This window comes from Variovorax sp. MPBD4-3, from assembly GCF_058809745.1.
In genome coordinates this window covers 33,038-59,343 of the sequence record NZ_JBXASW010000025.1, presented here as the reverse complement: position 1 = coordinate 59,343, position 26,306 = coordinate 33,038, and the positions used below count along the sequence as shown (strand labels likewise).

The 26,306-nt window shown below is 68.0% G+C and carries 26 protein-coding genes; 6 read left to right on the top strand and 20 right to left on the bottom strand.

Annotated elements, in window-relative coordinates; genetic code table 11:
• Window positions 1–67: 67 nt before the first annotated feature.
• From AC1RVW_RS16450 to AC1RVW_RS16410, 9 genes are all read right to left on the bottom strand, one after another.
• A complete protein-coding gene (locus AC1RVW_RS16450) occupies window positions 68–1,699 on the bottom strand; it encodes an ABC transporter substrate-binding protein (RefSeq protein WP_081270764.1) in 1,632 nt (543 codons plus the stop codon).
• A 36-nt stretch (window positions 1,700–1,735) separates the two neighbouring features.
• Window positions 1,736–2,782 carry a dipeptide ABC transporter ATP-binding protein gene (locus tag AC1RVW_RS16445; RefSeq protein ID WP_493201144.1) on the bottom strand — a complete coding sequence of 349 codons (1,047 nt, stop codon included), beginning with the start codon at window positions 2,780–2,782 and terminating at the stop codon, window positions 1,736–1,738.
• Window positions 2,779–3,807, bottom strand: coding sequence for an ABC transporter ATP-binding protein (locus tag AC1RVW_RS16440; RefSeq protein ID WP_106935984.1), 1,029 nt, complete (start codon window positions 3,805–3,807; stop codon window positions 2,779–2,781). Before AC1RVW_RS16440 ends, AC1RVW_RS16445 begins: the two co-directional genes overlap by 4 nt.
• Before the next feature lie 132 nt (window positions 3,808–3,939).
• Window positions 3,940–4,845 carry an ABC transporter permease subunit gene (locus tag AC1RVW_RS16435; RefSeq protein WP_285411528.1) on the bottom strand — a complete coding sequence of 302 codons (906 nt, stop codon included), beginning with the start codon at window positions 4,843–4,845 and terminating at the stop codon, window positions 3,940–3,942.
• Between the two features lie 4 nt (window positions 4,846–4,849).
• A complete protein-coding gene (locus tag AC1RVW_RS16430) occupies window positions 4,850–5,854 on the bottom strand; it encodes an ABC transporter permease subunit (RefSeq protein WP_081270760.1) in 1,005 nt (334 codons plus the stop codon).
• Between the two features lie 51 nt (window positions 5,855–5,905).
• A complete protein-coding gene (locus tag AC1RVW_RS16425; protein ID WP_493201141.1) occupies window positions 5,906–7,585 on the bottom strand; it encodes a long-chain-fatty-acid--CoA ligase in 1,680 nt (559 codons plus the stop codon).
• A 100-nt stretch (window positions 7,586–7,685) separates the two neighbouring features.
• Window positions 7,686–9,185: an NAD(P)(+) transhydrogenase (Re/Si-specific) subunit beta gene (locus AC1RVW_RS16420; protein WP_081270758.1), complete on the bottom strand. Its 1,500-nt coding sequence runs from the start codon at window positions 9,183–9,185 to the stop codon at window positions 7,686–7,688.
• Window positions 9,182–9,511 carry an NAD(P) transhydrogenase subunit alpha part 2 gene (locus AC1RVW_RS16415; RefSeq protein WP_081270757.1) on the bottom strand — a complete coding sequence of 110 codons (330 nt, stop codon included), beginning with the start codon at window positions 9,509–9,511 and terminating at the stop codon, window positions 9,182–9,184. The genes AC1RVW_RS16420 and AC1RVW_RS16415 overlap by 4 nt, the downstream gene beginning before the upstream one ends.
• A 28-nt stretch (window positions 9,512–9,539) precedes the next feature.
• Window positions 9,540–10,670, bottom strand: a complete 1,131-nt coding sequence (locus AC1RVW_RS16410; protein WP_081270756.1) for a Re/Si-specific NAD(P)(+) transhydrogenase subunit alpha — start codon at window positions 10,668–10,670, stop codon at window positions 9,540–9,542.
• Window positions 10,671–11,108: 438 nt separating this feature from the next.
• Here AC1RVW_RS16410 and AC1RVW_RS16405 point away from each other — a divergent pair, with 438 nt between their 5' ends.
• Genes AC1RVW_RS16405 through AC1RVW_RS16395 form a run of 3 tightly spaced genes read left to right on the top strand, consistent with a single transcriptional unit; the run spans window position 11,109 to window position 12,842 of the window.
• Window positions 11,109–11,855 (top strand): response regulator transcription factor, encoded by a 747-nt coding sequence (locus AC1RVW_RS16405; RefSeq protein WP_493201139.1) that lies wholly within the window; start codon window positions 11,109–11,111, stop codon window positions 11,853–11,855.
• Between the two features lie 38 nt (window positions 11,856–11,893).
• Entirely contained in the window at window positions 11,894–12,328 is a 435-nt protein-coding gene (locus AC1RVW_RS16400; protein ID WP_493201137.1) for a DUF4019 domain-containing protein, read from the top strand.
• A 22-nt stretch (window positions 12,329–12,350) separates the two neighbouring features.
• Complete coding sequence (locus AC1RVW_RS16395) at window positions 12,351–12,842, top strand: NUDIX hydrolase (RefSeq protein ID WP_106935989.1); 492 nt, start codon at window positions 12,351–12,353, stop codon at window positions 12,840–12,842.
• Window position 12,843: 1 nt separating this feature from the next.
• Here AC1RVW_RS16395 and mnmA read toward each other — a convergent pair whose 3' ends face one another.
• Entirely contained in the window at window positions 12,844–13,953 is a 1,110-nt protein-coding gene (mnmA, locus tag AC1RVW_RS16390; protein ID WP_493201135.1) for a tRNA 2-thiouridine(34) synthase MnmA, read from the bottom strand.
• Between the two features lie 146 nt (window positions 13,954–14,099).
• Between mnmA and AC1RVW_RS16385 the strand changes: the two genes are divergently transcribed.
• Window positions 14,100–15,827, top strand: coding sequence for a long-chain-fatty-acid--CoA ligase (locus AC1RVW_RS16385; protein WP_493201133.1), 1,728 nt, complete (start codon window positions 14,100–14,102; stop codon window positions 15,825–15,827).
• 9 nt (window positions 15,828–15,836) lie between these two features.
• Here AC1RVW_RS16385 and AC1RVW_RS16380 read toward each other — a convergent pair whose 3' ends face one another.
• Genes AC1RVW_RS16380 through AC1RVW_RS16360 form a run of 5 tightly spaced genes read right to left on the bottom strand, consistent with a single transcriptional unit; the run spans window position 15,837 to window position 21,622 of the window.
• Window positions 15,837–16,832, bottom strand: a complete 996-nt coding sequence (locus tag AC1RVW_RS16380; protein ID WP_081270750.1) for an LLM class flavin-dependent oxidoreductase — start codon at window positions 16,830–16,832, stop codon at window positions 15,837–15,839.
• Window positions 16,833–16,876: 44 nt separating this feature from the next.
• Entirely contained in the window at window positions 16,877–18,553 is a 1,677-nt protein-coding gene (locus tag AC1RVW_RS16375) for an FxLYD domain-containing protein (RefSeq protein WP_493201131.1), read from the bottom strand.
• 48 nt (window positions 18,554–18,601) lie between these two features.
• Window positions 18,602–19,201, bottom strand: coding sequence for a hypothetical protein (locus AC1RVW_RS16370; RefSeq protein ID WP_106935994.1), 600 nt, complete (start codon window positions 19,199–19,201; stop codon window positions 18,602–18,604).
• A gap of 16 nt (window positions 19,202–19,217) precedes the next feature.
• Window positions 19,218–21,020, bottom strand: a complete 1,803-nt coding sequence (locus tag AC1RVW_RS16365; RefSeq protein ID WP_493201130.1) for a VanW family protein — start codon at window positions 21,018–21,020, stop codon at window positions 19,218–19,220.
• Window positions 21,017–21,622, bottom strand: coding sequence for a DUF6891 domain-containing protein (locus AC1RVW_RS16360; RefSeq protein ID WP_493201128.1), 606 nt, complete (start codon window positions 21,620–21,622; stop codon window positions 21,017–21,019). Before AC1RVW_RS16360 ends, AC1RVW_RS16365 begins: the two co-directional genes overlap by 4 nt.
• 200 nt (window positions 21,623–21,822) lie before the next feature.
• Between AC1RVW_RS16360 and AC1RVW_RS16355 the strand changes: the two genes are divergently transcribed.
• Window positions 21,823–22,503 (top strand): hypothetical protein, encoded by a 681-nt coding sequence (locus tag AC1RVW_RS16355; RefSeq protein WP_493201126.1) that lies wholly within the window; start codon window positions 21,823–21,825, stop codon window positions 22,501–22,503.
• Window position 22,504: 1 nt separating this feature from the next.
• Here AC1RVW_RS16355 and AC1RVW_RS16350 read toward each other — a convergent pair whose 3' ends face one another.
• A complete protein-coding gene (locus AC1RVW_RS16350; protein ID WP_493201124.1) occupies window positions 22,505–23,110 on the bottom strand; it encodes an isochorismatase family protein in 606 nt (201 codons plus the stop codon).
• A gap of 130 nt (window positions 23,111–23,240) precedes the next feature.
• Entirely contained in the window at window positions 23,241–23,621 is a 381-nt protein-coding gene (locus tag AC1RVW_RS16345; protein WP_081270745.1) for a helicase SNF2, read from the bottom strand.
• A 185-nt stretch (window positions 23,622–23,806) separates the two neighbouring features.
• Here AC1RVW_RS16345 and AC1RVW_RS16340 point away from each other — a divergent pair, with 185 nt between their 5' ends.
• Entirely contained in the window at window positions 23,807–24,298 is a 492-nt protein-coding gene (locus tag AC1RVW_RS16340; RefSeq protein ID WP_285411541.1) for a DUF6314 family protein, read from the top strand.
• Between the two features lie 9 nt (window positions 24,299–24,307).
• Here the strand turns inward: AC1RVW_RS16340 and AC1RVW_RS16335 are convergent, their stop codons facing one another.
• Genes AC1RVW_RS16335 through AC1RVW_RS16325 form a run of 3 tightly spaced genes read right to left on the bottom strand, consistent with a single transcriptional unit; the run spans window position 24,308 to window position 26,244 of the window.
• Window positions 24,308–24,898 (bottom strand): biotin transporter BioY, encoded by a 591-nt coding sequence (locus AC1RVW_RS16335; protein WP_081270743.1) that lies wholly within the window; start codon window positions 24,896–24,898, stop codon window positions 24,308–24,310.
• A 40-nt stretch (window positions 24,899–24,938) separates the two neighbouring features.
• Window positions 24,939–25,532, bottom strand: coding sequence for an energy-coupling factor transporter transmembrane component T family protein (locus AC1RVW_RS16330; RefSeq protein ID WP_106937594.1), 594 nt, complete (start codon window positions 25,530–25,532; stop codon window positions 24,939–24,941).
• On the bottom strand, window positions 25,525–26,244 hold the full coding sequence (locus AC1RVW_RS16325; protein WP_493201121.1) for an energy-coupling factor ABC transporter ATP-binding protein: 720 nt from the start codon (window positions 26,242–26,244) through the stop codon (window positions 25,525–25,527). Before AC1RVW_RS16325 ends, AC1RVW_RS16330 begins: the two co-directional genes overlap by 8 nt.
• Window positions 26,245–26,306 lie beyond the last annotated feature (62 nt).

Sequence of the window (26,306 nt, the reverse complement as noted above, 5' to 3'; positions counted from 1 at the left end):
TCTTTCCAGAAACACCGCGGAACCGGCTATGCCGGGCCGCAGGTGTTGCCCCCAGCAGCCTGGGGGGTTACTTGATATCCACACCATAGAAAGTGTGGCGCCCGAAGGGGCTCAGCTTGAAGTCGACCACTTCCTTGCGCACCGGCTTCAACTGCACCGCATGCGCGATGGTGAACCACGGCGCCTGCTCCTTGAAGATGACCTGAGCCTTCTTGTAGAGCGCATCGCGGTCGGCCTGCTTGGTCGCGCTCTTGGCCTTCACCACGAGGTCTTCGTAAGGCTGATAGCAGAACTTCGAGATGTTGCTGCCGCTGGCCGACTTGGCCGATGCGCAGCCCAGCAGCGTGTAGAGGAAGTTGTCCGGGTCGCCGTTGTCGCCGGTCCAGCCCAGCATGCCCATCTGGTGCTCGCCGGCCTGCAGACGCTTGCGGTACTCGCCCCACTCGAAGCTCTTGATCTCTGCCTTGACGTTGATCTTGGCCAGGTCGGCCTGCATCAGTTCGGCGATGCGCTTGGCGTTCGGGTTGTACGGGCGCTGCACCGGCATGGCCCACAGGTCGGTCGAGAAGCCGTCGGGGTAGCCGGCCTGCGCCAGCAGCTTCTTCGCGGCTTCGGGGTCGTACGGGTCATCCTTCACCGCGTCGTTGTAGGACCACATGGTCGGCGGAATCGGGTTCTTCGCAGCCACGCCGGTCGTGAGGTACACACCGTCGATGATGGCCTTCTTGTTGATCGCCATGTTGATGGCCTTGCGCACACGCACGTCGTCGAAGGGCTTCTTCGTCGTGTTGTACGAGAGGTAGCCCACATTCAGGCCGGGCTGCTCCAGCACCTGCACGTTGGGGTCCTTGCGGATCGCGTCGAGGTCGGCAGGGTTCGGGTACGGCATGACGTGGCACTCGCCCTTCTGCAGCTTGGCCCAGCGCACCGAGGCATCGGGCGTGATGGCAAACACGAGGTCGTCGATCTTGGCCTTGCCGCCCCAGTACTGCGGGAAGGCCTTGAAGCGGATGATCGCGTCCTTCTGGTACTGCACCAGGTAGAACGGACCGGTGCCGATCGGGTCCTGGTCGACCTTCTCGGGCGTGCCGGCCTTCAGCATGGCAATGGCGTATTCCTTCGACTGGATGCCCGCGTACTGCATCGCCAGGTTCGCGAGGAAAGGCGCCTCGGGCTGGTTGAGCACGATCTTCACCGTGTAGTCGTCGATGCGGTCCACCGTCTTCAGCAGCTTGGGCATGCCCATGTCGTTGAAGTACGAGTGGTTCTGGCTCGTGACCTTGAAGAAGGGATCGCTCTCCTTCCACTGGCGCTCGAGCATGAAGATGAAGTCGTCGGCGTTGAAGTCGCGCGTGGGCTTGAAGCTCTTGCTCGTGTTGTGCCACTTCACGCCCTTGCGCAGGTGGAAGGTGTAGACCGTGCCGTCGGCGGAGATGTCCCACTTCTCGGCCAGGCCCGGCACGACCTTGGTGCCGCCGCGCTCGAACTCGACGATGGTGTTGTAGACCTGCGTGGTCACGTCGAACGAGGTGCCGGTGGTGTTCATGCCCGGATAGAAATTCTCCGGGCTGCCTTCCGAGCAATACACCAGCGTCTTGGCTGACACCGCGCCGCAGGCCAGGGTAAGGGCCGCAATCGCTGTCGGTGCCAGGAGCGCCAGGCTTCGTGAGCGGCGCGAAACGGTGGGCTGGGTCTTCATTTGGACTCCTTGGGACACGGTTGAAAAAGCAGGTTGCTAGGGATTCGTCGCCATCGCGATGGCGGCCGGCGGAACATCGGCGCGCACGAGCGGCGCGCCTTCGAGAAACTTCTCCGAGAAATGGCACGCCACCAGCCGATCGTCGAGCAGGCGGGGCAGCGGGCGTTCTTCGCGGCAGCGCGGCGCCACGTGCGGGCAGCGCGTGCTGAACACGCAACCGGCAGGCGGGTTCAGCGGCGAAGGCAGTTCGCCCTTGAGCACGATGCGCTGGCTGCTGAGCCCCGGCGTCGAAGCCAGCAGCGCCTGCGTGTACGGATGCAGCGGCCGCGCGAAGATGCGCGACTTCGGCCCCTGCTCCACCGCATGGCCGAGGTACATCACGAGCACGTCGTGCGCGATGTGCCGCACCACGCCGAGGTCGTGCGAGATGAAGAGATACGCCAGCCCCAGCTCGGCCTGCAGGTCGGCCAGCAGGTTCAGCACCTGGGCCTGGATCGACACGTCGAGCGCCGACACCGGCTCGTCGGCCACCAGCAGGCGCGGGTTCAGCATCAGCGCACGCGCAATGGCGATGCGCTGGCGCTGGCCGCCGGAGAACATGTGCGGATAGCGGTTGGCGTACTCGGGCCGCAGGCCCACGCGCGCCAGCATCTCGCGCGCCTTGGCTGCGCGCTCGGGCTTGCCCATGGTGGTGTTGATGGCCAGCGGGTCCTCGAGCACCGCCGAGATCTTCTTGCGCGGATTGAGCGAGCCGTACGGGTTCTGGAACACCAGCTGCACGGCCTGTCGCAGCTCGCGCTTGCGCTCGGGCGGAGGGTTCACCGCGTCGGCGCCCACCAGCGTGAGCTGGCCCGCCGTCGGCTTCTCGATCAGCGCGACCATGCGCGCGAGCGTCGACTTGCCGCAGCCCGACTCGCCGACCACCGCCAGCGTGCGCCCGCGCTCGATGCGGAACGAGATGTCGCCCACCGCGCGCAGGTGCGACGGCGCGCGGAACATGCCGCGGCGGATGTCGTAGGTGCGCTGCAGATGGGTCGCCTCGACGACCACTTCGTTCGAGGTACCGGCCGATGCTTCGCTCATGGCAGCACCTCGTCGGCCGTTCGCCGCTTCGGCGGATCGCTTTCGATGGCCGCCTTGCGCCCCGGTTCGCCGAGCGGAAAGTGGCATCGCACTTCCGCGCCCTGCCATTCGCGCAGCGCCGGCCGCACATGGCAGGCGCGCTCGGTGACGTAGCCGCAGCGCGGCGCGAACAGGCAGCCCGCCGGCCGGTCGTGCACGCCCGGCACCATGCCGCTGATGGTGGCGAGCCGGCCCTCGGGCGCGACGCGTTCGGGCAAAGCCGCGAGCAGGGCCTCGGTGTAGGGGTGCTGCGGCGATGCGAAGAGCCGGTCGACGCGCTGGTGCTCCATCACCTGGCCCGCATACATCACCGCGATGCGCTGCGCCATCTCGCTCACCACGCCCATGTTGTGCGTGATGAGCACCAGCGCCATGCCGCGCTCCCTCTGCAGGTCGCGCAGCAGGTCGAGGATCTGCGCCTGGATGGTCACGTCGAGCGCGGTGGTCGGCTCGTCGGCGATCAGCAGGCGCGGGTTGCAGGCAATGGCCATCGCGATCATCACGCGCTGGTTCATGCCGCCGGAGAGCTGGTGCGGATAGCTGCCCAGGCGCGACGACGCGGCGGGAATGCCGACCTGTTCGAGCAGCTCCGTCGCGCGGCGCTTCGCATCGCGCTTGTCGAGCTTCAGGTGCAGCCGCAATGTCTCCATCAGCTGGAAGCCGATGGTGAAGCAGGGGTTGAGGCTGGTGGTCGGCTCCTGGAAGATCATGGCCACTTCCTTGCCGACCAGCGAGCGCCGCGCCTTGTCGGAAATGCCCAGCAGTTCCTTGCCGGCAAAGCGCATGTGCTCCGCGCGCACGCGGCCCGGAAAGCCGACCAGGCCCATCAGCGCCATCATCGTGACGCTCTTGCCCGAGCCCGATTCGCCGACGATGCCGAGCACCTCGCCCTCCTCGAGCGTGAGGCTCACGCCATCGACCGCGTGCAGCACGCCGCCTTGCGTGGGGAACTCGACGTGCAGGTCCTTGATGTCAAGCAAAGGCATATCAGTGGCTCCGTCCCGAAAGGCCTGTTCCAGAAACACCGCGGAACCGGCTTTGCCGGGCCGCTGGTGTTGCCCCCTGCAAGGGGGTAGGAGGCCACACGAAGTGGGCAAGCCTGGGGGGTGTGCTTCATGCTAGCGCTTGAGCTTGGGGTCGAGCGCGTCTCGCAAGCCGTCGCCCAGCAGGTTGAAAGCCAGCACGGCCATCAGGATCGCCAGGCCCGGGAAGGTGACGACCCACCAGGCGCGCAGCACGAACTCGCGCGCGTCGGCCAGCATGGTTCCCCACTCGGGCGACGGTGGCTGCGCGCCGAGCCCCAGGAAGCCGAGCGCCGCCGCGTCGAGGATGGCCGTGGAGATGCCGAGCGAGGCCTGCACGATCAGCGGCGCGGCGCAGTTGGGCAGCACCTCGCGGAACATCAGGCGCAGCGTGCCCGCGCCGCTCACGCGTGCGGCGGTCACGTAGTCGCGCGAGACCTCGGCGATGACCGCCGCGCGCGTGATGCGCACATAGTGCGGCAGCACCACGATGGCCACCGCAAGCATCGCGTTGACCAGCCCCGGCCCGAGGATGGCGACGATCACGATGGCCAGCAGCAGGCTCGGCAGCGTGAGCACGATGTCCATGAGCCGCATGATCGCGATCTCGAGCACGCCACGGAAGAAGCCCGCGATGAGCCCGAGCACCACGCCCGCGACCACCGATATCGCCACCACCGCCACGCCGATCGACAGCGAAAGCCGCGCGCCGTGCATGAGCCGCGAAAGAATGTCGCGCCCGATGGCGTCGGTGCCCAGCAGGTAGCTCATGGAGCCGCCCTGCTGCCATGCCGGCGGCAGCAGGAAGACGGCGCTGTTGGTTTCGTTGGGCGCATGCGGCGCGATCCACGGCGCGAACAGCGCGACCAGCAGCAGGAAGACGATGGTGGCCAGCCCGATGACCGCGCCGCGGTTGGCCGAGAAGGCCGTCCAGAACTCGCGCCAGGGCCCGGGAGGGGCGGTGCTTTTCGCACCGTTGGAAATGGTTTGTGTCGAGGCCATGAGCTCAGCGCCGGATGCGCGGGTTGATGACGCCATAGGCCACGTCGACGAGCAGGTTCACCAGCATCACGATGCCGCCGAGCAGCAGCATGCCGCCCTGCAGCACCGGGTAGTCGCGCCGGCCGATGGCCTCGATGAGCCACTTGCCGACGCCCGGCCACGAGAAGATGGTCTCGGTGAGGATGGCGCCGGTGAACAGCACGCCCACCTGCAGGCCGATCACGGTCACCACCGGAATGAGCGCATTGCGCAGCGCGTGCAGCCCGACCACGCGAAAGCGCGACAGGCCCTTGGCGCGCGCGGTGCGGATGTAGTCCTCGCCCAGCACCTCGAGCATGGCCGAGCGCGTCATGCGCGCGATCACCGCGAGCGGCACGGTGCCGAGCACGACCGCCGGCAATATCAGGTGATGCAGGGCCGACCAGAACGCGCCGGTGTCGCCGGCGCGCAGCGAGTCGATCAGCAGGAACCCGGTCTCGGGCTCGATGTAGTACTGCACCGCGATGCGCCCCGACACCGGCGTCCATCCGAGCTGCACCGAGAAGAACAGGATCAGCAGCAGCCCCCACCAGAAGATCGGCATCGAGTAGCCGGTGAGCGACGTGGCCATCACGCCGTGGTCGAAGATGGAGTTGCGCCGCACCGCCGCCAGGATGCCGGCCGGCAGGCCCAGCAGCAGCGCGAAGAGAATCGCGCAGACCGCGAGCTCGACGGTGGCCGGGAAGAGCGCGAGGAACTCGCTCATCACCGTGTCCTGCGTGATGAGCGACTTGCCCAGGTCGCCGTGCAGCACGCGGGCGATGTAGATGCCGTACTGCACGATCACCGGCTTGTCGAAGCCGTAGGCGGTGCGCAGCTCGGCGTGGCGCGCGGGGTCGATGCCGCGCTCGCCGGCCATCGTCTCGATGGGGTCGCCGGGTACGAGCCGGATGAGAAAGAAGGCGAGCAGCGTCATGCCGATGAAGGTCGGCACCAGCAAGCTCACGCGGGTCAGGATGAATCGAAACATCGACCCGCGAATATGCAAGATCGATGCCGTGGCCCTACCCGGGCCGAACCCTTACTTTCTGGCGTCGCGCAACTCGCGGCGCAGGATCTTGCCGACCGGCGTCTTCGGCATGTCGGTACGAAACTCTACGATTCGCGGCTGCTTGTAACCCGTAAGGTTTGCCCGGCAGTATTCGCGCACCTGCGCCTCGGTGAGCGACGGGTCTTTCTTCACGATCACGAGCTTCACGGCCTCGCCGGTCTTCTCGTCGGGCACGCCGACCGCCGCGCATTCGAGCACGCCCGGAATCAGTGCCACCACGTCTTCCACCTCGTTCGGGTACACGTTGAAGCCCGACACCAGGATCATGTCCTTCTTGCGGTCGACCACCTTGAAGTAGCCGCGCTCGTCGACCACGCCGATGTCGCCGCTCTTGAAGTAGCCGTCGGGCGTCATGACCTTGGCGGTCTCGTCGGGACGCTGCCAGTAGCCGGCCATCACCTGCGGGCCCTTGATCGCGATTTCGCCGCGCTCGCCCATGGGCACTTCGTTGCCTTCGTCGTCGAGCAGCTTGAGCCATGTGCTCGGCAGCGGCAGGCCGATGGTGCCGGTGTAGGCGGTGCTGTTGGTCGGGTTGCAGGTGGTCGACGGCGAGGTCTCCGAGAGGCCGTAGCCCTCGCAGATGGGGCAGCCGGTCTTCTCGAGCCAGAGCTTGGCCACCGCGGCCTGCACGGCCATGCCGCCGCCCACCGAGATCTTCAGGTTCTTCCAATTGACGGTGTTGAAGTCGGGGTGGTTCGCCAGGCCGTTGAACAGCGTGTTGACGGCCGGGAAGCTGTGGATCGTGTGCTTCGACAGTTCCTTCAGCACGGCGGGGATGTCGCGCGGATTCGGGATCAGGATCAGCTTGCCGCCCGTGCGCATGCTCAGCATCATGCCGACCGTGAACGCGAAGATGTGATACAGCGGCAGCGCGCACACGCCCGTGGGCTGCTCGTTGGCCGGCACCTTGGCCATGGCCGGCTCGTTCCAGGCTTCGGACTGCAGCACGTTGGCGATCACGTTGCGATGCAGCAGCACCGCGCCCTTCGACACGCCGGTGGTGCCGCCGGTGTACTGCAGCACGGCCACGTCGTCGGGGCCGATGGCCGCCGGCTTGAGCGAGCCGCTCGCGCCCTTGTCGAGCGCGTCGTTGAAGCGCACCGCGCCGGGCAGGCTGAAGTGGGGCACCAGCTTCTTGACGTTGCGCACCACGTAGTTGACCAGCGCGCCCTTCAGGAAGCCGAGGCGGTCGCCCATGGAGGCCAGCACGATGTGCTTGATCGGCGTGGACGCGATGCACTGCTGCAGCGTGGTGCCGAAGTTCTCCATGATGACGATGGCCTTCGCGCCCGAGTCCTTGAGCTGGTGCTCGAGTTCGCGCGGCGTGTAGAGCGGGTTCACGTTGACCAGGATCAGGCCGGCGCGCAGGATGGCCGCGACCGCGATCGGGTACTGCGGGCAGTTGGGCATCATCGCGGCGACGCGGTCGCCCTTCACCAGGCCCAGTCCCTGCAGGTAGGCCGCGAAGGCCTTGCTCTGCCTGTCGGTCTCGCCGTAGCTGATGTCCTTGCCCATGAAGCTGTAGGCCGTGCGGTCGGCGTACTTGGAAAAGCTCTCTTCCATGAGCGCAACCAGCGAGGGGTAGTGCGATGCATCGATATCTGCGGGCACACCCTGCGGGTAGCTGCTGAGCCAGGGACGATCGGTCATTGGATTTGTCTCCTCCGGGGGTCGGACTGTTGAAAACGAAAACGGCGCACGAAGCGGCGCCGAGAGGAAGCGCGCCGCTCGGCGCGGCACGGACCCGGGCCTATTCGATGGCCTTGCCCATATCTTCCACTACTTTCTTGGCATCCCCAAAGACCATCATGGTCTTGTCCATGTAGAACAGTTCGTTGTCCAGGCCCGCATAGCCGGCGGCCATGGAGCGCTTGTTCACGATGACGGTCTTGGCCTTGTAGGCCTCCAGGATGGGCATGCCGTAGATCGGGCTGCCCTTGGTGTGCGCGGCGGGGTTCACCACGTCGTTGGCGCCCAGGATGATCGCCACGTCGGCCTGGCCGAATTCGCCGTTGATGTCCTCCATCTCGAACACCTGGTCGTAGGGCACCTCGGCCTCGGCCAGCAGCACGTTCATGTGGCCGGGCATGCGGCCGGCCACCGGGTGGATGGCGTACTTCACGGTGATGCCCTTGTCGGTGAGCTTCTGCGCGAGCTCCTTCACCGCATGCTGCGCGCGCGCCACCGCCAGGCCGTAGCCCGGCACGATCACCACCGTCTCGGCGTTGCCCAGCACGAAGGCCGCGTCGTCGGCGCTGCCGGTCTTCACCGGGCGCTGCTCCTTGGCCGCGCCGCCGGTGGTGGCCGCCTCGCCGCCGAAGCCGCCCAGGATCACGTTGAAGAACGAGCGGTTCATGGCCTTGCACATGATGTAGCTCAGGATGGCGCCCGAGGAGCCCACCAGCGAGCCCGCCACGATCAGCATCGCGTTGTTCAGGCTGAAGCCGATGCCCGCGGCCGCCCAGCCCGAGTAGCTGTTGAGCATCGACACCACCACAGGCATGTCGGCCCCGCCGATCGGGATGATGATGAGCACGCCCATCACGAAGGCCAGCGCCAGCATCGCGAAGAACGCGCCCCAGCTCTCGGTGGCCACGAACAGCAGGCCCAGTGCGATGGTCAACAGGCCCAGCACCAGGTTGAGCATGTGCTGGCCCTTGAACTGCACCGGCGCGCCCTGGAACAGGCGGAACTTGTACTTGCCCGACAGCTTGCCGAAGGCGATGACCGAGCCGCTGAAGGTGATGGCGCCGATGGCCGCGCCCAGGAACAGTTCGAGCCGGTTGCCGTACGGAATGGCGTAGCGCACGAAGCCGTCCAGCACCACGGCGCCGTCGGGCGTCTGCGCGCCGATGAGCGCGGCCACGGGCGCGGCCGTGATGCCGAAGGCCCAGGGCTCGGCCACCGCGGCCACGCCGATGAACACCGCCGCCAGGCCGATCATGCTGTGCATGAAGGCGACCAGCTCGGGCATCTTGGTCATCTCGACCTTGTTGGCCATGAAGGCGCCCAGCCCGCCGCCGACGACCACGGCCGCCAGCACCCAGCCGATGCCGGTGGCGAAGTTCACGCCGAGCGAGCGCGTCAGCCCGTGGATCAGCGCGATGGTCGTCAGCACGGCGATCGCCATGCCGGTCATGCCGAAGATGTTGCCGCGGATCGAGGTGGTGGGATGGGACAGCCCCTTCAGGGCCTGGATGAAGCAGACGCTGGCCACCAGGTACAGCAGCGTGACGAGGTTCATGCTCACTTGGCGGCTCCCTCTTCGGCCTTGGGGGCGCTCTTCTTTTCTTTCTTCTTGAACATCTCCAGCATGCGCCGCGTGACCAGGAAGCCGCCGAAGACGTTCACCGCGGCCAGCGCCACGGCCAGCACGCCCATGGTCTTGCCCAGCGGCGTGGTGGTGAGCGCGGCCGCCAGCATGGCGCCCACGATGACGATGGCCGAGATCGCGTTGGTCACGGCCATCAGCGGCGTGTGCAGCGCGGGCGTGACGGTCCACACCACGTGGTAGCCCACGTAGATGGCCAGCACGAAGATGATCAGGTTGATGACGGTATGGGATACGGGATCCATTTGCTCTTCTCCTCGCGTGTTCGCTGGCTTACTTGCGGGTGACCTGGCCGTCCTGCGTCATGCGGCAGGCGGCGACGATGTCGTCCTCGAGGTCGATCTTCAGCGCGCCCTCCTTGGTGACGATGAGCTTGAGGAAGTCGAGCACGTTGCGCGCATAGAGCGCCGATGCGTCGGCCGCCACGAGCGCCGCGAGGTTGGTCTCGCCCACGATGGTCACGCCGTGCTTGACCACCGTCTTGTCGGCTTCCGACAGCGGGCAGTTGCCGCCCACGCCATCGGCGCCCTTGCCTGCGGCGATGTCCACGATCACCGAACCCGGCTTCATGGCCTTGACCATGTCCTCGGTGATGAGCGTGGGCGCGGCGCGACCGGGGATGAGCGCGGTGCTGATGACGATGTCGGCCAGCGCCACGCGCTTGGCCACCTCGACCTGCTGGCGCGCCAGCCAGCTCGCGGGCATGGGCTTGGCGTAGCCGCCGACGCCGACGGCGGCTTCCTTTTCTTCATCGGTGTCGTAGGAGACTTCGATGAACTTGCCGCCCAGCGATTCGATCTGCTCTTTCACGCTCGGGCGCACGTCGGAGGCCTCGATGACGGCGCCCAGGCGCTTGGCCGTGGCAATGGCCTGCAGGCCCGCGACGCCGACGCCCAGGATGACGACGCGCGCGGCCTTCACGGTGCCGGCCGCCGTCATGAGCATGGGGAAGAAGCGCTGGTATTTGTCGGCCGCGATCATCACGGCCTTGTAGCCGGCGATGTTGGCCTGAGAAGAGAGCACGTCCATGCTCTGGGCGCGCGTGGTGCGCGGCGCGGCTTCCAGCGCGAAGGCGGTGACGCCGGCCGCGGCCAGGCGCTGCAGGCCGGCCGCATCGAATGGATTGAGCATGCCGATGACGACGGCGCCGGACTTGAGCAGCGCGGTCTCGTCGTCGGTGGGTGTGCGCACCTTGAGCACCATGTCGGCGCCGAAGGCGCCGGCCCGGTCGGTGATCTCCGCGCCCGCGGCCTGGTACGCCGCATCGGTCACGCTGGCTGCAACGCCGGCCCCGGACTGCACGCGCACCGTGTGCCCCGAGGCCGAAAGTTTCTTCACCGTCTCGGGTGTCACGGCCACTCGGGTTTCGCCAGCCAGTGTCTCGGCAGGCACGCCTATCAGCATAGAGTTCTCCTCAGAGCAAAGGGGGCACACGGAATGCGGGCAGAGCTTACAGCAAGATTACAGCCCGCCGTTGTCGCGCAGATTCCCTTCCCGCTTCTTTTGGAAGGCCTGTGTTTGCTGGCCTAGCAGCTATTCAATTGATAGCAAATTCGGGTATTCGATAGCCTGCATATGGCACTCGGATCGACCTGGACACCACGGCAAGCCTGCGGCAACACCTTGAATTAACAAGTTCGCTAACAAGTCAATAGAACCGATTATTTAAAACCCGATATCTGCATTTAAAAGTAGCTAATTGTTATTAGATCGATTTATAAAAATCAGAATAGCGTGCATTAGTTGCATCCCTATTTTTCTCGCGCCAGTGCCCGGTGGATAGACTGCGCCTCCTATCGCCAGCTCATGGAGGCTGGCGAAGGGAGGAAAAAGAGGGATGGAATGCGTATTGCTGTACTCGACGATGGCCCCGACCAACGCAGGCTGATCAACCAAACCATGGTGGCGCTCGGCCATGAGTGCCATACGTTCACTGCAGGAAAGGTGCTGCTGCAGTCGCTGCGCCGGCAAACCTTCGACCTGCTCATACTAGACTGGAACCTGCCCGACATGGCGGGCCCCGAAGTGGTGAAGAGCATCCGGGTCGATCTCAAGAGCCGGCTGCCCATCCTGTTCGTGACCGACCGTCGCGACGAGGACGACATGATCGAGGGGCTCAACGCCGGCGCGGACGACTTCATGGCCAGGCCCATCAGGGCGGGCGAGCTCGAAGCCCGCGTCAATGCGCTGTTTCGCCGCTCCTACCCCGCCCGCCACGAGCCCGAACTGGTGTTCGGTCCCTATCACTTCTATCCGCCTTCACGGGTACTGAAAGTGCATGGCAAGGAGGTCGAACTGAAGAACCGCGAGTACGAACTGGCGCTGTTCCTGTTCCAGAACATCGGGCGGCTGCTGTCGCGCGAGCACCTGCACGAAGCCGTGTGGGGGCTGGGCATCGAGGCGCTGTCGCGCTCGCTCGACACGCATGTCTCGCGCCTGCGCACCAAGCTCGACCTGCGCCCTTCCAATGGCTTCCTGCTGCTGGCCATATACGGGTTGGGATACCGCCTCGAGACGATCGACGCGGACAGCGTGCTCAAGATCGGAAGCGCACGCTCACAGGCCTGCGGGGAATCTATGCCCCGCTGAAGTCTCCAAAGGTCTTTGGTCATATCGAAGCGAGACGAATGAAACCCATGATCAGGCTGCTGCTCGCCGCCATGCTGTCCTGGAGCTGGATCGGTCCGGCCGCCGCCCAGGAGGTGGAGGCCGGCGACATGGTGCGAGGCGGCATGCAGGCGATCCAGATGATCGACCAGGCCAAGACCGGCGAACTCTGGGACGGCGCCACGGCCGCCACCCGCAAGCGCGTGACGCGCGCCGAATTCATCGACCAGGTCGCCAGCAGCCGTGCGCCACTCGGCGCGCCGCGCATGCGAACATGGGTCGCGGTCAACCGCCAGGTCGTGGCCGACCCCGACCACGACACCGACGGCCAATATGTCAGCATCGAATACGAAACCCGCTTCGCCAACCGCCCCGACAGCACGCTGCGCGAACTCGTGAGCTTTCACCTCGACCGCGACCGCATGTGGCGCTTCAGCGGCTACGTGCTGCGCTAGAACACAACAAGGACAAGAAAAGATGGCTGCCGCCACGCGCTGGAAACCCAATGTCACCGTGGCTGCGGTGATCGAACGCGACGGGCGCTTCCTGCTCGTCGAAGAACAGGCCGGCGACGGCCTGAGGCTCAACACGCCCGCCGGCCACCTCGACCCCGGCGAATCGCCGGCCGAGGGCTGCGTGCGCGAAACGCTCGAGGAAACCGCTCACCACTTCACGCCCACGGCGCTGGTCGGCATCTACATGGCGCGCTCCCGTCCGCTGGCCGAGCGCGGCGAAGACGTGACCTACATGCGCTTCTGCTTCACCGGCACGCTGGGCGCCTTCGAGGCGGGCCGCGCGTTGGACGACGGCATCGTGCGCACGCTCTGGATGACGCCGGACGAAATCCGCGCCAGCGTGGCGCGGCATCGCACCCCGCTGCTGCTGCAGTGCGTGGAAGACTACCTCGCCGGCAAGCGCTACCCGCTCGAACTCGTGCAGGTCGACGAATCGGTGCGCTCGGCTCCCTGAATCAGACGATGACGCCGCCGCCCAGGCAGCGTTCGCCGTCGTACAGCACGGCCGACTGGCCCGGCGTCACGGCCCATTGCGCCTCGCCGAAGCGCAGGCTGAACGCCGCCGCATTGCCGCCGTCGCCCGCCCCCATCTCGCAGGCCGCGTCGGCCTGGCGGTAGCGCGCCTTCGAGCCGTAGCTCCCGGCGACGGGCGCCTCGCCCGACACCCAGCTCGCATCGTCCGCCTTCAGTTCCGACGACAGCAGCCACGGATGGTCATGCCCCTGCACCACCCACAGCGTGTTTTTCTCGACGTCCTTGCGCGCCACGAACCAGGGCGAATGGTCGCCCGAGCCCCTCTGAGCGCCCTTCTCCTTCACGCCGCCGATGCCCAGCCCCTGCCGCTGCCCCAGCGTGTAGAAGCTCAGCCCCTGGTGCTCGCCCAGCTTGCGGCCGCGGTCGTCCTTGATCGGGCCCGGCTCCTTGGAGATGTAGCGGTTGAGGAAATCGCGGAAAGGCCGCTCGCCGATGAAGCAGATGCCGGTCGAGTCTTTTTTCTTCGCATTGGGCAGGCCGATTTCCTCGGCGATGCGGCGCACCTCGGTCTTGTGCAGTTCGCCCACCGGGAACAGCGTCTTCGACAGCTGGGCCTGGTTCAGGCGGTGCAGGAAGTAGCTCTGGTCCTTCGACGGGTCGAGCCCCTTCAGCAGCTCGTGCTTGCCGGTGGCCTCGTTCAGGCGAACACGCGCGTAATGCCCGGTGGCGATCTTCTCGGCGCCCAGCCGCATGGCATGGTCGAGAAACGCCTTGAACTTGATCTCGGCATTGCAAAGCACGTCGGGGTTGGGCGTGCGGCCCGCCTTGTATTCGCGCAGGAACTCGGCGAACACGCGGTCCTTGTAGTCGGCTGCGAAGTTGACGTGCTCGATCTCGATGCCCAGCACGTCTGCCACGCTGGCCGCATCCACGAAGTCGATGTTCGACGAGCAGTATTCGCTGTCGTCGTCGTCTTCCCAGTTCTTCATGAAGATGCCGACCACCTCGTGCCCCTGCTGCTTGAGCAGGTGCGCCGTCACCGCGGAGTCCACCCCGCCGCTCAGTCCCACCACGATCCGTTGCTTTGCCATAAGCCCGCCATTGTCCCAGCCTCGCGTTAGGGGCTCCCGGTGTGTGGGAAATCGGGAAAACCCGTGTCGCCGGCTTGTCAGCTGCCGCTGCGCGATGCGAAAGGCCGGCGCTAAAGTGCCGCAAAAGCACAGCGGAGACAAGACGCATGGCCACCCCCTTCCCCGCCGCCCGGTCCGGCAACGACACCCCCTGGACGCGCAACTACCCGCCCGGCATGCGCTGGGACGCCGAGCTGCCCGTCAAGCCGGTGCAGCAGATGCTCGACGAAGCCGTCGCGCGCTGGCCCGACCATTCGGCCGTGGAGTTCATGGGCCAGGCCATCACCTACCGCCAGCTCGGCGCGGCCGTCGAGCGTGCCGCCAAGGGCCTGCAGGACCTGGGCGTGAAGCCCGGCGTGCATGTGGGGCTGTACCTGCCGAACACGCCCCACTACCCGATCGCCTTCTTCGCCGTGCTGAAAGCCGGCGGCACGGTGGTGAACTACTCGCCGCTCGACGCCGAGCGCGTGCTGGCCCACAAGATCGAGGACAGCCGCACCGACATCCTCATCACGCTCGACCTCGTCAACCTGTATCCGCAGATGGCGCGCCTGCTCGACAGCTCGCGCCTGCGCAAGCTGGTGGTCGGCAGCCTCGGCGACTACGGCGCCGCGGGCGACAAGGTGCAGGCCCAATTGCAGGGCGCCGGCCAGATCGCGCCCGTGCCCACCGACGACCGCCATCTTCGCTTCACCGACCTGCTCAAGAGCGAAGGCACGCACCAGACGCACCCGCTCGGTGACCTGGCCGAGGAAATCGTCGTGCTGCAGTACACCGGCGGCACCACCGGCCTGCCCAAGGGCGCGATGCTCACGCACGCCAACCTCACGTCGGCCTCGGCGCAGTACTACGAGTCGACCAGGGGCGATCCGCCGATCCTCGACGAGGGCAGCGAGCGCTTCCTGGTCGTGCTGCCGCTCTTCCACATCTTCGCGCTCAGCGCCGCCATGCTGCTCGGCGTTCGCCTGGGCGCCGCGCTGGTGCTGCACACGCGCTTCGACGTGGATGCGGTGATGAACGAGCTGGCCGCCAGCAGGATCAGCGTGTTTCCCGGCGTGCCGACGATGTACACCGCCATCCTCTCGCACCCCAAGGCGAAGGAGATGGACCTGCGCTCGCTCAAGTTCTGCGGCTCCGGCGGCGCGCCGCTGCCGGTGGAGGTGGAGCAGCGCTTCTTCGAACTCACCGGCTGCCACCTCAACGAAGGCTGGGGCATGACCGAGACCTCGCCCGTGGGCACCTTCACGCCCGCGCGCGGCGTTCGCAAGGCAGGCTCGTGCGGCATGCCGCTGCCGCAGGTGCGCATCAAGCTGGTGAGCCTGGACGATCCGTCGAAGGACGTCACCGCGTTCGGCGAAGCGGGCGAGCTCTGCATCAAGGGTCCGAACGTGATGAAGGGCTACTGGAACAACCCCAAGGCCACCGCCGAGTCGATGACGCCCGACGGCTACTTCCGCAGCGGCGACGTCGCGAAGATGGACGCCGACGGCTATTTCTACATCGTCGACCGCACCAAGGACATGCTGCTGTGCGGCGGCTACAACGTCTATCCGCGCGTGCTGGAAGAAGCGGTGTACGAGCACCCCGCCGTGGCAGAGGTCTGCGTGATCGGCATTCCCGACGAATACCGCGGCCAGTCGCCCAAGGCCTTCGTGAAGCTGAAGGAAGGCGCGGGCGAGCTGACGCTCGATGCGCTCAAGGCCTTCCTGAAAGACCGCCTCGGCAAGCACGAGATGATCGGCGCGCTGGAGATTCGCGCGGAACTGCCCAAGACCGCCGTGGGCAAGCTCTCGAAGAAGGACCTCGTGGACGAGGAAGCCCGCAAGCGGGTCTGAGCCCCGGGGCTACTGCTTCGCCGTCTGGCCGAAGGCCGCGGCGAGCAGCTCGTAGGAGCGCAGCCGGGCAGCGTGGTCGAACACCTGCGAAGTGATCATGAGTTCGTCGGCGCCTGTGCGCGCGACGAACGCTTCCACGCCCTTCTTCACCGTCTCGACCGAGCCGACCGCGGAGCACGACAGCACCGAGTCGAGCAATGCGTTTTCCGCGGGGCCGACCTTCTGGCGGTAGTTCTCGACCGGCGGCGGCAGGCGGCCGGGCCGCCCGCTGCGCAGGTTCACGAAGGCCTGCTGCCACGAGGTGGCGCGGAACTCGGCCTCCTCGTCGGTGTCGGCCGCGAACACGTTGAAGCCCAGCATCACGTACGGCTTGCTCAGCTGCGCCGACGGCTTGAAGGTCTCGCGGTAGATCTGGATGGCCTGCATGATCTGCTGCGGCGCGAAGTGCGAGGCAAAGGCATACGGCAGCCCCAGGTGCGCCGCCAGCTGCGCGCCGAAGGTGCTGGAGCCGAGGATCCACACCGGCACCTCAAGCCCCGCGCCGGGCACCGCGCGCACCGCCTGCTGCGGGTTCTTCGACATGAAGTCCATCAGCTCGATCACGTCCTGCGGGAACTGGTCGGAATCCGATTCGAGGTTGCGGCGCAGCGCCCGCGCGGTGCGCTGGTCGGAGCCGGGCGCGCGGCCCAGGCCCAGGTCGACGCGCCCCGGGTACAGCGACTCGAGGGTGCCGAACTGCTCGGCGATCACCAGCGGCGAGTGGTTCGGCAGCATCACGCCGCCGGCGCCGATGCGGATGGTGGACGTGCCCGCGCCCACGTACGACAGCAACACCGCCGTGGCCGCGCTCGCGATGCCCGGCATGCCGTGGTGCTCGGCCAGCCAGTAGCGCGTGTAGCCGAGCTTCTCGCCATGCTGCGCCAGCGAGAGCGAGTTGCGGAACGACTGCGCGGCGTCGCTGCCCTCGGTGATCGGGGAGAGGTCGAGGATCGATAACGGAATCATGGCTCGATCATGGCGCGAACCGCCCAACGCCGTCGCGGGAGGGGCTATTCGGTTTGGTATAGCGTGGTCACGCTTGCGAAGTCCCGGCCGTTCTGCTCCACGTTCACCTGGAACGGCACGCTCTCGCCCGGCGCGATGGCCGGCAGGTTTTCCACCAGCTTGAAGCCCGTGAGCTGCCCGCCGCGGTCGCGCAGGCTCACCCACAGCCGCACCTTGCCGACGATGCCGTTGCCCGGGTTCTTCACGCTGCCCGTCACTTCCACGCTCTTGTAGGTGAAGCGCTGGGTGAAGTTCAGCAGCACGCTGCCGGTCTGGGCCTTGGTGCCCGTCACGCGCACTTCCAGCGGCTTGCGCGGGCCCGGCATGGCGGCGCGGCGCATCGGCTTCCACTCGATGCGGGTCTCGGTCAGCTTCTCCATGTCTTCCGGTTCGAGGAAGATGGGAAAGCGCTCGCCGGGATACAGGTAGGCCAGCCCCGAGATGTTGGTCGTGCCGCGCGCCTTGCTGCCGCTGAAGCGCGAGATCACGCCGCCCGGCGCCAGCACGATCGCGTCGGCGCTGCGGTTCACCAGCTCGGTCAGGAACAGCCGCTGCTGGATGTTGTTGCGCCCGTCGATCAGCGGCAGCAGCTCCAGCTGCCTGGCGTCGAAGCGCTCGCTGTCGCTGGCCAGCAGGTCGTCGGTGCCCAGCCGCAGTTCGGGGTTGAAGTTCTCCGGTCCGCCGGTGGCGCGGATCACGCGGTCGGCGCTCAGCACCGGCGTGCGCGCGCCTGAAGCCCCGACGACGCTGTAGCCGATGCGGTAGTCCCAAGCCGCGACCGCAGCCGCACGGCCGAAGCGGGCGATGCTGACGTCCACCGAGGTCTGCGCGCCCGGCTGGATCTCGTTGGCCTGCCCGTAGCCGTGGCCGATGCCGATCACCTGGCCGGCGTCGTCGTACAGCGTGGCCAGCACCTCGATGCCGCCGATCTCCACGCCGTCGGTGCGCGCATTGGCGACGCGGCCCACAAGCCGCACGCGCTCGCCCTGCTGCACCAGCCGCACGCGCGAGAAGGTCATGCGCGGCCCCTCGGTGGCGCTGTAGGGCTCGGCCAGTTTCTGCACGCGCAGCTCCTGCCGCGTGATGTTCTTGCCGCTGGGCATGTCGATGAGCGCAGGCGCGCTTTCGCCGGGCTGCAGCACCGACACCGGCAGCATCTCGCTGCGCTCGTCGAGCCGCGAGTCGCCGTCGTAGTAGATGGCGCGCACGCCGGCACGCGAAAGCGGCTTGCCGGTCTCGTTGCGCGCCACCACCAGCAGCTTGGGCAGGGCCGAGCTGCCGGTGCCCACCAGCACCTGGCGCGGCTCGCCGAGCTTCAGCCCGTCGGGCGGAATGGTGCGGTCGATCGCGGCCACCGCAGCGGGCCGCGCATCGGGCGACGGCTTGCCGGAGCCGATCAACAGCCCCACGATGCGCCCCACCAGCACCACGCCGAGCACCGCGATCACGCCGATGCCGATCTTGCGCAGCATCAGTTTCTGCTTGAGCGCCTCCTCGGCCGCGAGCCGCCGGCCGGCCTCGTTCTTCACCTGGTCGAGCACGCGCTCCAGCCGGTCGGACACGTTGTCCTCGACCAGCGTGACCGAGCCGCAGTGCTCGCAGGTGTATTCGTTGAGGCCCGTGCGCTTGAGCACGCTGCTGCCGCATTCGCCGCACCTGAGCGTCTGGAGGTCGATGGTCATGAATTGCTCCCGGGTTCTTTTTCTTGATTGCCTGCCTGCGCGGCGCCGCTACCAGTCGAACGCGGCCGCCAGCCCTTCCGCCGCCGCGGCACCGCCGAGCAGCGGTGCCAGCCGTTCGACCAGCCGCGCGCGGTACAGCGGATTGACGGAATCGTCGTCCAGGAAGATGTCGTCGCCGGCTTCCTCCCAGACCTGGCCCATGGTGCCGAGGCACGCGGCCATCTCGAGGATGTCGGCAAAGATCGGTTCGTCGTCCTGCCACGCGCCCGCGCCGTGGAAGGCGAACTGTATCGCGCCGGTGCGCAGGTCGAAGATGAACGGGTCCGCGCCCTGGTCGGCCACCACCAGCCAATGGTCGGGCCAGCCGGACAGTCGCTCGCCGGTGATGCCGTGCCAGCGGTAGCCGGCCTGCAGCTGCCACAGGCGCGCGAGCGGCGGGATACTGAAATCGTTGCCGGCGGTCGGGATCGAGAGGCCCGCGTGGCCCACGCGCTCGTTGATCCAGTCGCCCAGCGGGCCGACCTGCGCATAGAAAGCCTCGATGGCGGGCGGCAGCGCGATGTCGCCGCGCCAGTGCTCGGCCGCGGACTGCGGCGCCAGCGCGCCGTGGGGAGCCAGGGCCGCTCGGGCCTGTTCGATCGATGCCACGTGTGTTGTTCTCCGTTCAGTTACTGCAGGCGGCGCGCAAGGCGGCGCGCAGCGATTCCACGTCGCCCGGCGCGACCTCGCGCACGCCAGGCAGGGCCGAGAGGCCGCAGGCGGTCGAGGCCACCACCGGCACGCCGGCCGCCACCGCGCGCAAGACCGCGCGCGGCGCATGCTCGATGTGCGCCGGCAGCACGACCACGCTGGCGCCCGCCAGCGCGTCGCCCCGCCAGTTCATGTGCTCGACCTGCGCAATGCCTTGCCAGAGCCGCGCGTCGCTCGACGGCGCGCCCAGCACGCGCAGGCGGCACGGCCAGCCTTGCAGCGCGGCGGCGAGTTCGCGCGCGCCCTTGCGGGCCAGTGCGCTTGCCGCGAACACGACGAGGGGCGGGGCGGCGCGCCCACCGGCAATGGCCTTGGCCTGGGGCAGCACCCAGTCGAGCCGCACCACCTCGGCCCGTGGCGCAAGCCGCTCGATCCGTGCCGCGGCCTGCGCATGCGGCGTGACCACGGCCACCGCGCGTGCAAGGGCCTGCGCCTCGGCCCGCGCCAGCGCGGGGTCGGCGCGGAAGTCGCGCAGCGTTTCATCGCCGGGCCAGCGGTGCGCGGCGGCATCGAGCCGGCGTTCGATCTCGGCCATCGGCAATGCGCCGGCCAGCACGGTGACGCGGCGTCCGTCAAGCGCGCCAATGCGCTGCAGATGCGGCAGCAGCGATTGTTCGACCACCAGTTGCGTGTGCGCCGGCTTCAGCCGCGCGGCGAATGCCAGCGCGAGCCAGCGCTGCCCGTCGATCAGGCTCGCCTGCCGCCGCCCCGCGTGCCGCGCCCAGAGCCGCTGCCACAGCGCCCGCCGCAGGCTCACGGCCCACAGCGCTTGCGTGGCCTGCGTGCCTTGCGCGACGGCTTCGCGCTGCCAGCCGGTCGCGGGCCGACGCCAGAACGCGAGCCGCAGCGGCACGGGCTGCATGCGCTCAGCCTGCGGATGCGCGGCGTGCAGGTAGCGCGCGAACTCCGGCGTCCAGCCGTCCACCAGCACGGCGGTGCGCCCCTGCGGTTCAATGTCGACGCGGGGGCGGTGGCGAAAGCACGCGGCCTGGTCGCAGCTCAGGCAGCCGCGAGCCAGAGGCAATGCGGCTGGCACATCCACTGCGTTCGCACGCCGCAGCACGAGCGGCGCAGCAGCCGCCGTGAGCGGGGAACGCGCGCGGATGCGCAACACCAGTTCGCTGTCGGTCAGCTCCACTTCGAGCCGCCATGCGTGCCTGGCGCGCAGCTTGAGATCGACGTAGTTCCAGAACACGGTCGCATCGATCGCATCGCCATCGGCGTCGCCGGCCTGCTCGATGCGCGCCGTATGCCCGTGGCGCTCGACCAGCTCGAAACCCGCGCGCGCGGCGACCGTCGCCAGCGCATTCGACAACTGGCAGAGGCCGCCGGCCAGCGTCGGCACCACGCAGCCGCCGCGCAATTCGCGCCCGACCACGAAGCCGCGCCAGGCAGCGGGCCGCCCGAGCTGCCGCCAGAAGCTCAGCAGCTCGCCCGCCGGCACCTCGACCGCGTCGAAGGCGCGCCGCGCCACGCGCAGGTTCTGCACCTTGCCGGCCACCAGCGGAAATTCATCGGCGCGGCCGTCGGACCAGAGGGGCGTGCGGTGTTGCGCAATGACGGGCGCATCGGACAGCGCGTGACTGCCGCGCTGCCAGCGCCGGGCCGAAGGCCGCAGCGCCTCGCGCACTGCATGGGCCGTGGCCAGCAGCCGCGAGCGCAGCCAGAAATCGATGGCGTCGATGCGGCGCGGCGGCTGCCAGGCCTGCACGCTCACGCGGAGGGGCCTCGCTTGCGCCATTGGCCGAGGTCGGCTTCGATGCGCTCGTTGATGTCGCCGCTCCAATTCGCGCCGAAGCCCACGGCGCGCAGCAGCTCGACGATGCGGCGGCCGACGACGACGGTGTTGGCTTCGCGCTGGTCGATCTCGGGGATCATGCCGCCGCTGAACGCCAGGTGCAGCCGGCCGGTACGCACCGCCGTGTCGAGGTCCTGCGAGTGATAGAAGCAGCAGCCGCGGATGCCCGACGACAGGCGCCCCGCGGCGCGCCATTGCTCGCGCACGTCGTCATGCCCGTCGGCCAGCGTGTTGCCGGCGCGGTGCAGCGCGATGATCTTCTCGGCGCGCAACTGCGCGAACACGGCTTCGAGCCGGTCGTACTCGGTCTGCGCGGGCCAGCCCGCCTCGGCGGCGCGCTTGGCGGCGCATGCGCGCGCGGCCTCGGCCTTGATCCATGCACGGTCTTCGCCCGTGAGCTCGTCGGGGTCCAGATACTCGTCGGTGATCATCCATTCGACGTCGGCATCGGGATAGAAGCCGCACCACACGAGATCGTGGATGCGTCCGCGCGTGTCTTCGGGGTCGAGAGTAAGGGCCATGCGTGAGGGGTTGCCACCTTGGCGGCGAAGGATCGTGCTTTCGTTTTTCCTGGCAGGAGCGCTTGGCATTTTCGCCCGAGTGCACCACCATGGCGCATTAATGCGAAAGCATGACGTCTCGCGGCCCGCCCTTCCGCACCACACCATCATGCGGGATGCCCAGCGGCAAGGCAATGCGCCTTTTGGCGGAGGCGGCAGCTATGCTCCGCGCCTTCATGCAAGAGCACCAGCCCGCCATCGACCTGCCGCCCATCGACGAACTGCTCCCGGACCAATGGACTTCGGGCGCACCGCAGGCCACCGAGCGCGCACCGAAGTCGCCCGCCGATCGGCTCGGCTGGCTGATCGCGCTCACGGTGCTGGCCTTCTTCGCGGTCTTCGGCTTCCAGGCCATGACCTGGGCGCTCGCCGGCGGCTGGCAATGGCTCTGGATGCTGGTCGGCCTGCCGGTGTTCGCAATGTTCTCAGTGCTGACCGTGGTGTTCGTCTGCACCTCGCTGCGCGAGCGGTGCCGCGTGCGCGTGGCGCTGGCGGACATCCGGCTGGAGCGCGGCGAGGGCCTGCGCATCGGCGAGCCGCTCGAACTGCGGCTGCGCGCGACGGTGCCCGCTGCCCGCCAGGGCGAACGCACGAGGGCGCCGGAGCGGCTCACGCTGCGCCTGATGAAGCGCGTCGACGCCTCGCTGCCCGACACCTGCTGCGACGAGACCGCCGTGCATTGCGAGGACGCGCAAGCGGCGCGGCTGCTTTACACGGGCACGCTGTGCGCGCGGCCGGGGGATGGCGCGGCCGCGCGGTGGTTCGTCACGGTCCACGAGACGGGCGCAGTTGACGCCGCGCCCTTCCTCGTCGCCCCGCTGCGGCTGCTGTCTGCCCGCTGAATCAGCGCTGCTGCTGCCCGGCAGCCGTGGCGATGGCCTTCAGCACCACCTCGGTCGACCGCACGCGGCCCATGCGCGGGAACACCTGCTGGTTCGCGAAGTCGTGCGGCTCGGCCGCGAGCGAGGTCATCGCGTCTTCCACGAACACCAGTTCGTAGCCACGGTCGAAGGCCGCACGCGCTGTCGACTCGACGCCGAAGTTGGTCGCGATGCCGCTCATCAGCAGCGTCCTGATGCCGCGGCGGCGCAATTGCTGGTCGAGGTCGGTGCCGTAGAAAGCGCCCCACTGTCGCTTGGTGATCCGCACGTCGGCGGCCTGCACTCCGAGCTCGGGCACCAGTTCGGAGAACTCGGGCGGCGGCACGGGCGATCCGGCCGGCCGGCTGATGGAGGCATCCGCCGGCAGGCTCAACAGCGCGTTGACGTCCACCCTTACCCAGACCACGGTGCCGCCCGCCTCGCGCAGGCTGTCGGCAATGCGCTTGCCGCGCTGCACCACGTCGGCGGCGGCATGCGGCGCAAGCTGCCGGGCGACGTTGCTGTTCTGCAGATCGATGGAGATGAGTGCAGTTTGGCCGGGGTTGATGTCTAGATGTTGGATTTGCATGCAGGCCATGATACGGACGCCGTATGAGCCCGCCATGAGCGTCGCCATATGCAAAAAAGCCGGCCCATGCATCTGCATGGTCCGGCTTTTTATCGAAAGATGCCCACCGAAGCGGGCATGCTGCCGAAGATTACAGCGGCAGGGCGTCGCCGTGCGCAGCGGCACGGGCTGCTGCGCGCACCGCGGCGCGGTCCACGGTGCTGGCGACCACGGGGGCCACGCCCGAAGAAGCGCCTTCGGCGTAGGGGTCGGCGCTGTGCGCGGCGGCAACGGCGTCGGCACGGACGGCAGCGCGGCTGGTGTTCGACACGAACACCTGGGCCGGGCCGGCGTTGGCACCGGTGGCGTAGGGGTTGGCGCTGTGTGCGGCCACGACGGCCTGGCTGGCGACGTCGGCGCGGCTGGCGGCCGAAGTCAGCTGATGCACGCCTTCATAGGTTTCGGCGTGGGCGGCACCGGCGGCGGCCAGCAGGGCGATGGAGATGGCGGAGAGGAGCTTCGAGGCGGTCATTTGGATGTCCTTCAATTGGTTCGGTTCTTGTTTCTTGGTCTGGATCAGCTGAAGGGCTGGTCCATGGGAAGAATTGTGCGCCGATATCTAAGTAAAAACCCTTAGCAAACGGAACCGCGGTGTTCACACGGTGGAAACAATCACCGCTCCGAAAAGGAGAAAACGGCTTGTCGTAGAGTGCCGGGATGAGCGCGCAGCCCCCCTCCTCCATCCTTCCGCCCCAAGCTCCCTGGGACGGTCCGGACACCGTGTTCGACGCGCTGGCGGGCGCCTGGGCCCTGGCGCGAACCATCGAGGGCCAGGCCACCATGACCGGCAGCGCGGTGTTCACGGAAATCGCCCAGGACATGCTCAAGTACCGCGAGGAAGGCCGCATACGGCTGGCCGACGGCAAGGAATTCGACGGGCATCGCGAATACCTCTTCGAGCGCGCGCCGGGCGGCTTCGTGGTGCACTTCGCCGAAACCCCGCCGCGCCTGTTCCACGCCATCGGCATCGCGCGCGACGGCACGGCGCTCGCCGGCTCGGCCATGCACCTGTGCACGCCAGACACCTACGACAGCAGCTACCGCTTCCTGCCGGACGGCTCGTTCGAGATCCGGCACACGGTGCGCGGCCCCCGCAAGGACTACCTGTCGGCCACGGTCTTCACCCGTCAGGGCGCGCGGCCCGGCTGAAGAAGACGATCAGTCGCGGTCGAGCCGCCAGCCCGGCATGCCGCGCATCACCGTCTGCACGAGCATCGCGCAGATGCCGCACTTGATGAGGTCGCCGGGAATGAAGACCAGCATCGCCAGCGCGGCCTGCGACAGCGACATGTGGGCGATCAGCGAAAGCCCGACGATGCCGAAGGCGTAGACCACGCCGATGCCGCCGACCACCGACGCCAGGAAGGCCGCCGCCAGCAGCCCCATGCCGGTGGCGCCGGCCATGCGCCGCATCGCCAGGCGCATCAGCAGGCCGCAGGCGAAGGCACCGAACATCCAGCCGAAGAGAAAGCCGCCGGCCGGCGCCACGAACACGCTCAGCCCGCCACGGCCGCCCGGCAGCAGCGGCAGCCCGAGCGCCACGGCCAGCAGGAACAGCGCGATGGCCAGGAAGCCTCGGCGCGGGCCCAGCAGGCAGCCCGCGAGCATCACGCCCAGCGACTGCAGTGTGATCGGCACGCCGAAAGGCAGGTCGATCTTCGGGATCAGGCCGAACACCGCCATCAGCGCCGCGAACAGCGCGATGTAAGACAGTGAGCGGGACGAACTGAGGGAGCCGGTGGTGGTCATGGCGGTCGGTCGCAATCGAAGAAAAAAAGAAGGGGCTCGGTCAGCGGCCGAGCCGTGCGGCCAGCGCGTCGGCCACGCGCTCGGCGGTCTGCAGGGTGCGGATGGTCAGCGGCGCCAGCAGCCGCAGGCCGCCGCCGTGGCCCGCGCGGGCGCGGTAGGCGTCGTCCAGGCGCTGCCATTGCACATAGAAATTTTCGGCGAAGCGCAGCATCAGGCCAAGGCCGAGCGCGATCCGCTCGGTCGGCACACCCACGCGCTGCAGCGGATGCAGCACCGCTTCGAGCACCGCCAGCAGGTCTTCGAAGCGCGTGGTCAGCGTCAGCATCAGCGCCAGCGTGGCCGCGCTCGCGAGCCGCAGCGCGCTGGCCACGCCCAGCGGGGTCGTCCCCATGGCCCAGTGGAAGCCGATGATCAGCGCCCCCGCGATCGCCACGCCGAGCAGCATGCGCACGCGGCGCCACGCAGGCGGCCCGAGCGACGCGAAGATGCCCAGCACCACCACGCAGGCCACGGCCAGCGTCAAAGGCCGCTCGACCAGCACCAGCAGCGTGCCGCACACCGACAGCACCGCGAGCTTGGCCCACGCCGCGATCGCGTGCATCCACGTCGGCTGTTCCGAATAAAGGCTACGCACGGCGCCCCCGCTCCAGCGCGGCGCGCTCGCGAACGTTCTCTGCATAGGCTTCGCACACCTCGCGGCCCGGCCCGTCGGCACGCACCTTGCCCTGGTCGAGCCACAGCACGCGCTCGAAGTCGTGGACTTGTTCGAGCAGGTGCGTGGAAACGACGATCTGGTGGCCGCCGTCTTCGAGCTGCGCGGCCAGCCGCGCCTGGCTCAGCAGGTCGAGGCTGGCGAAGGGCTCGTCCAGAAGCAGCGTGGCGGGCTCGCTGATCTGCAAGGCCAGCAGGCACACCTGCTGGCGCTGCCCCTGGCTCAGTTCGCCGACCGCGCGCGCGGCCCAGGCCTCGAGCCCGCGCCGGGCGAGGAACTCGCGCGCCTGCTGCCGCGCCGCCTGGCGCGTCTCGCCGCGTGCCGTGAGGCTGAAGGCCAGTTCCTCGGCCACGGTGGGAAAGATGATCTGGTCGTCGGGGTTCTGGAACATCAGCCCGACGTGTTTCGACAGTTGCTTGCGGTCGGCCTGCGTATCGAGGCCGTGCACGGTCACGCGCCCCTGCTGCGGCTGGTCGAGCCCGCTGATCAGCCGGAACAGGCTGCTCTTGCCGGCCCCGTTGTCGCCGATCAGCCCGATGCGCGCTTCCTGCAGGCTCAGCGTGAGCCCTTCGAAGACATGCTGGTTGCCGCGCACCAGCGTCACCGCGTCGAGGCGGATGCTGTGCGTGGACATGGGTTCTGGCGGGGTCGGCTGCGGCAAGGGGCGCCCACTGTACTCGAACCTACCCGAACCCG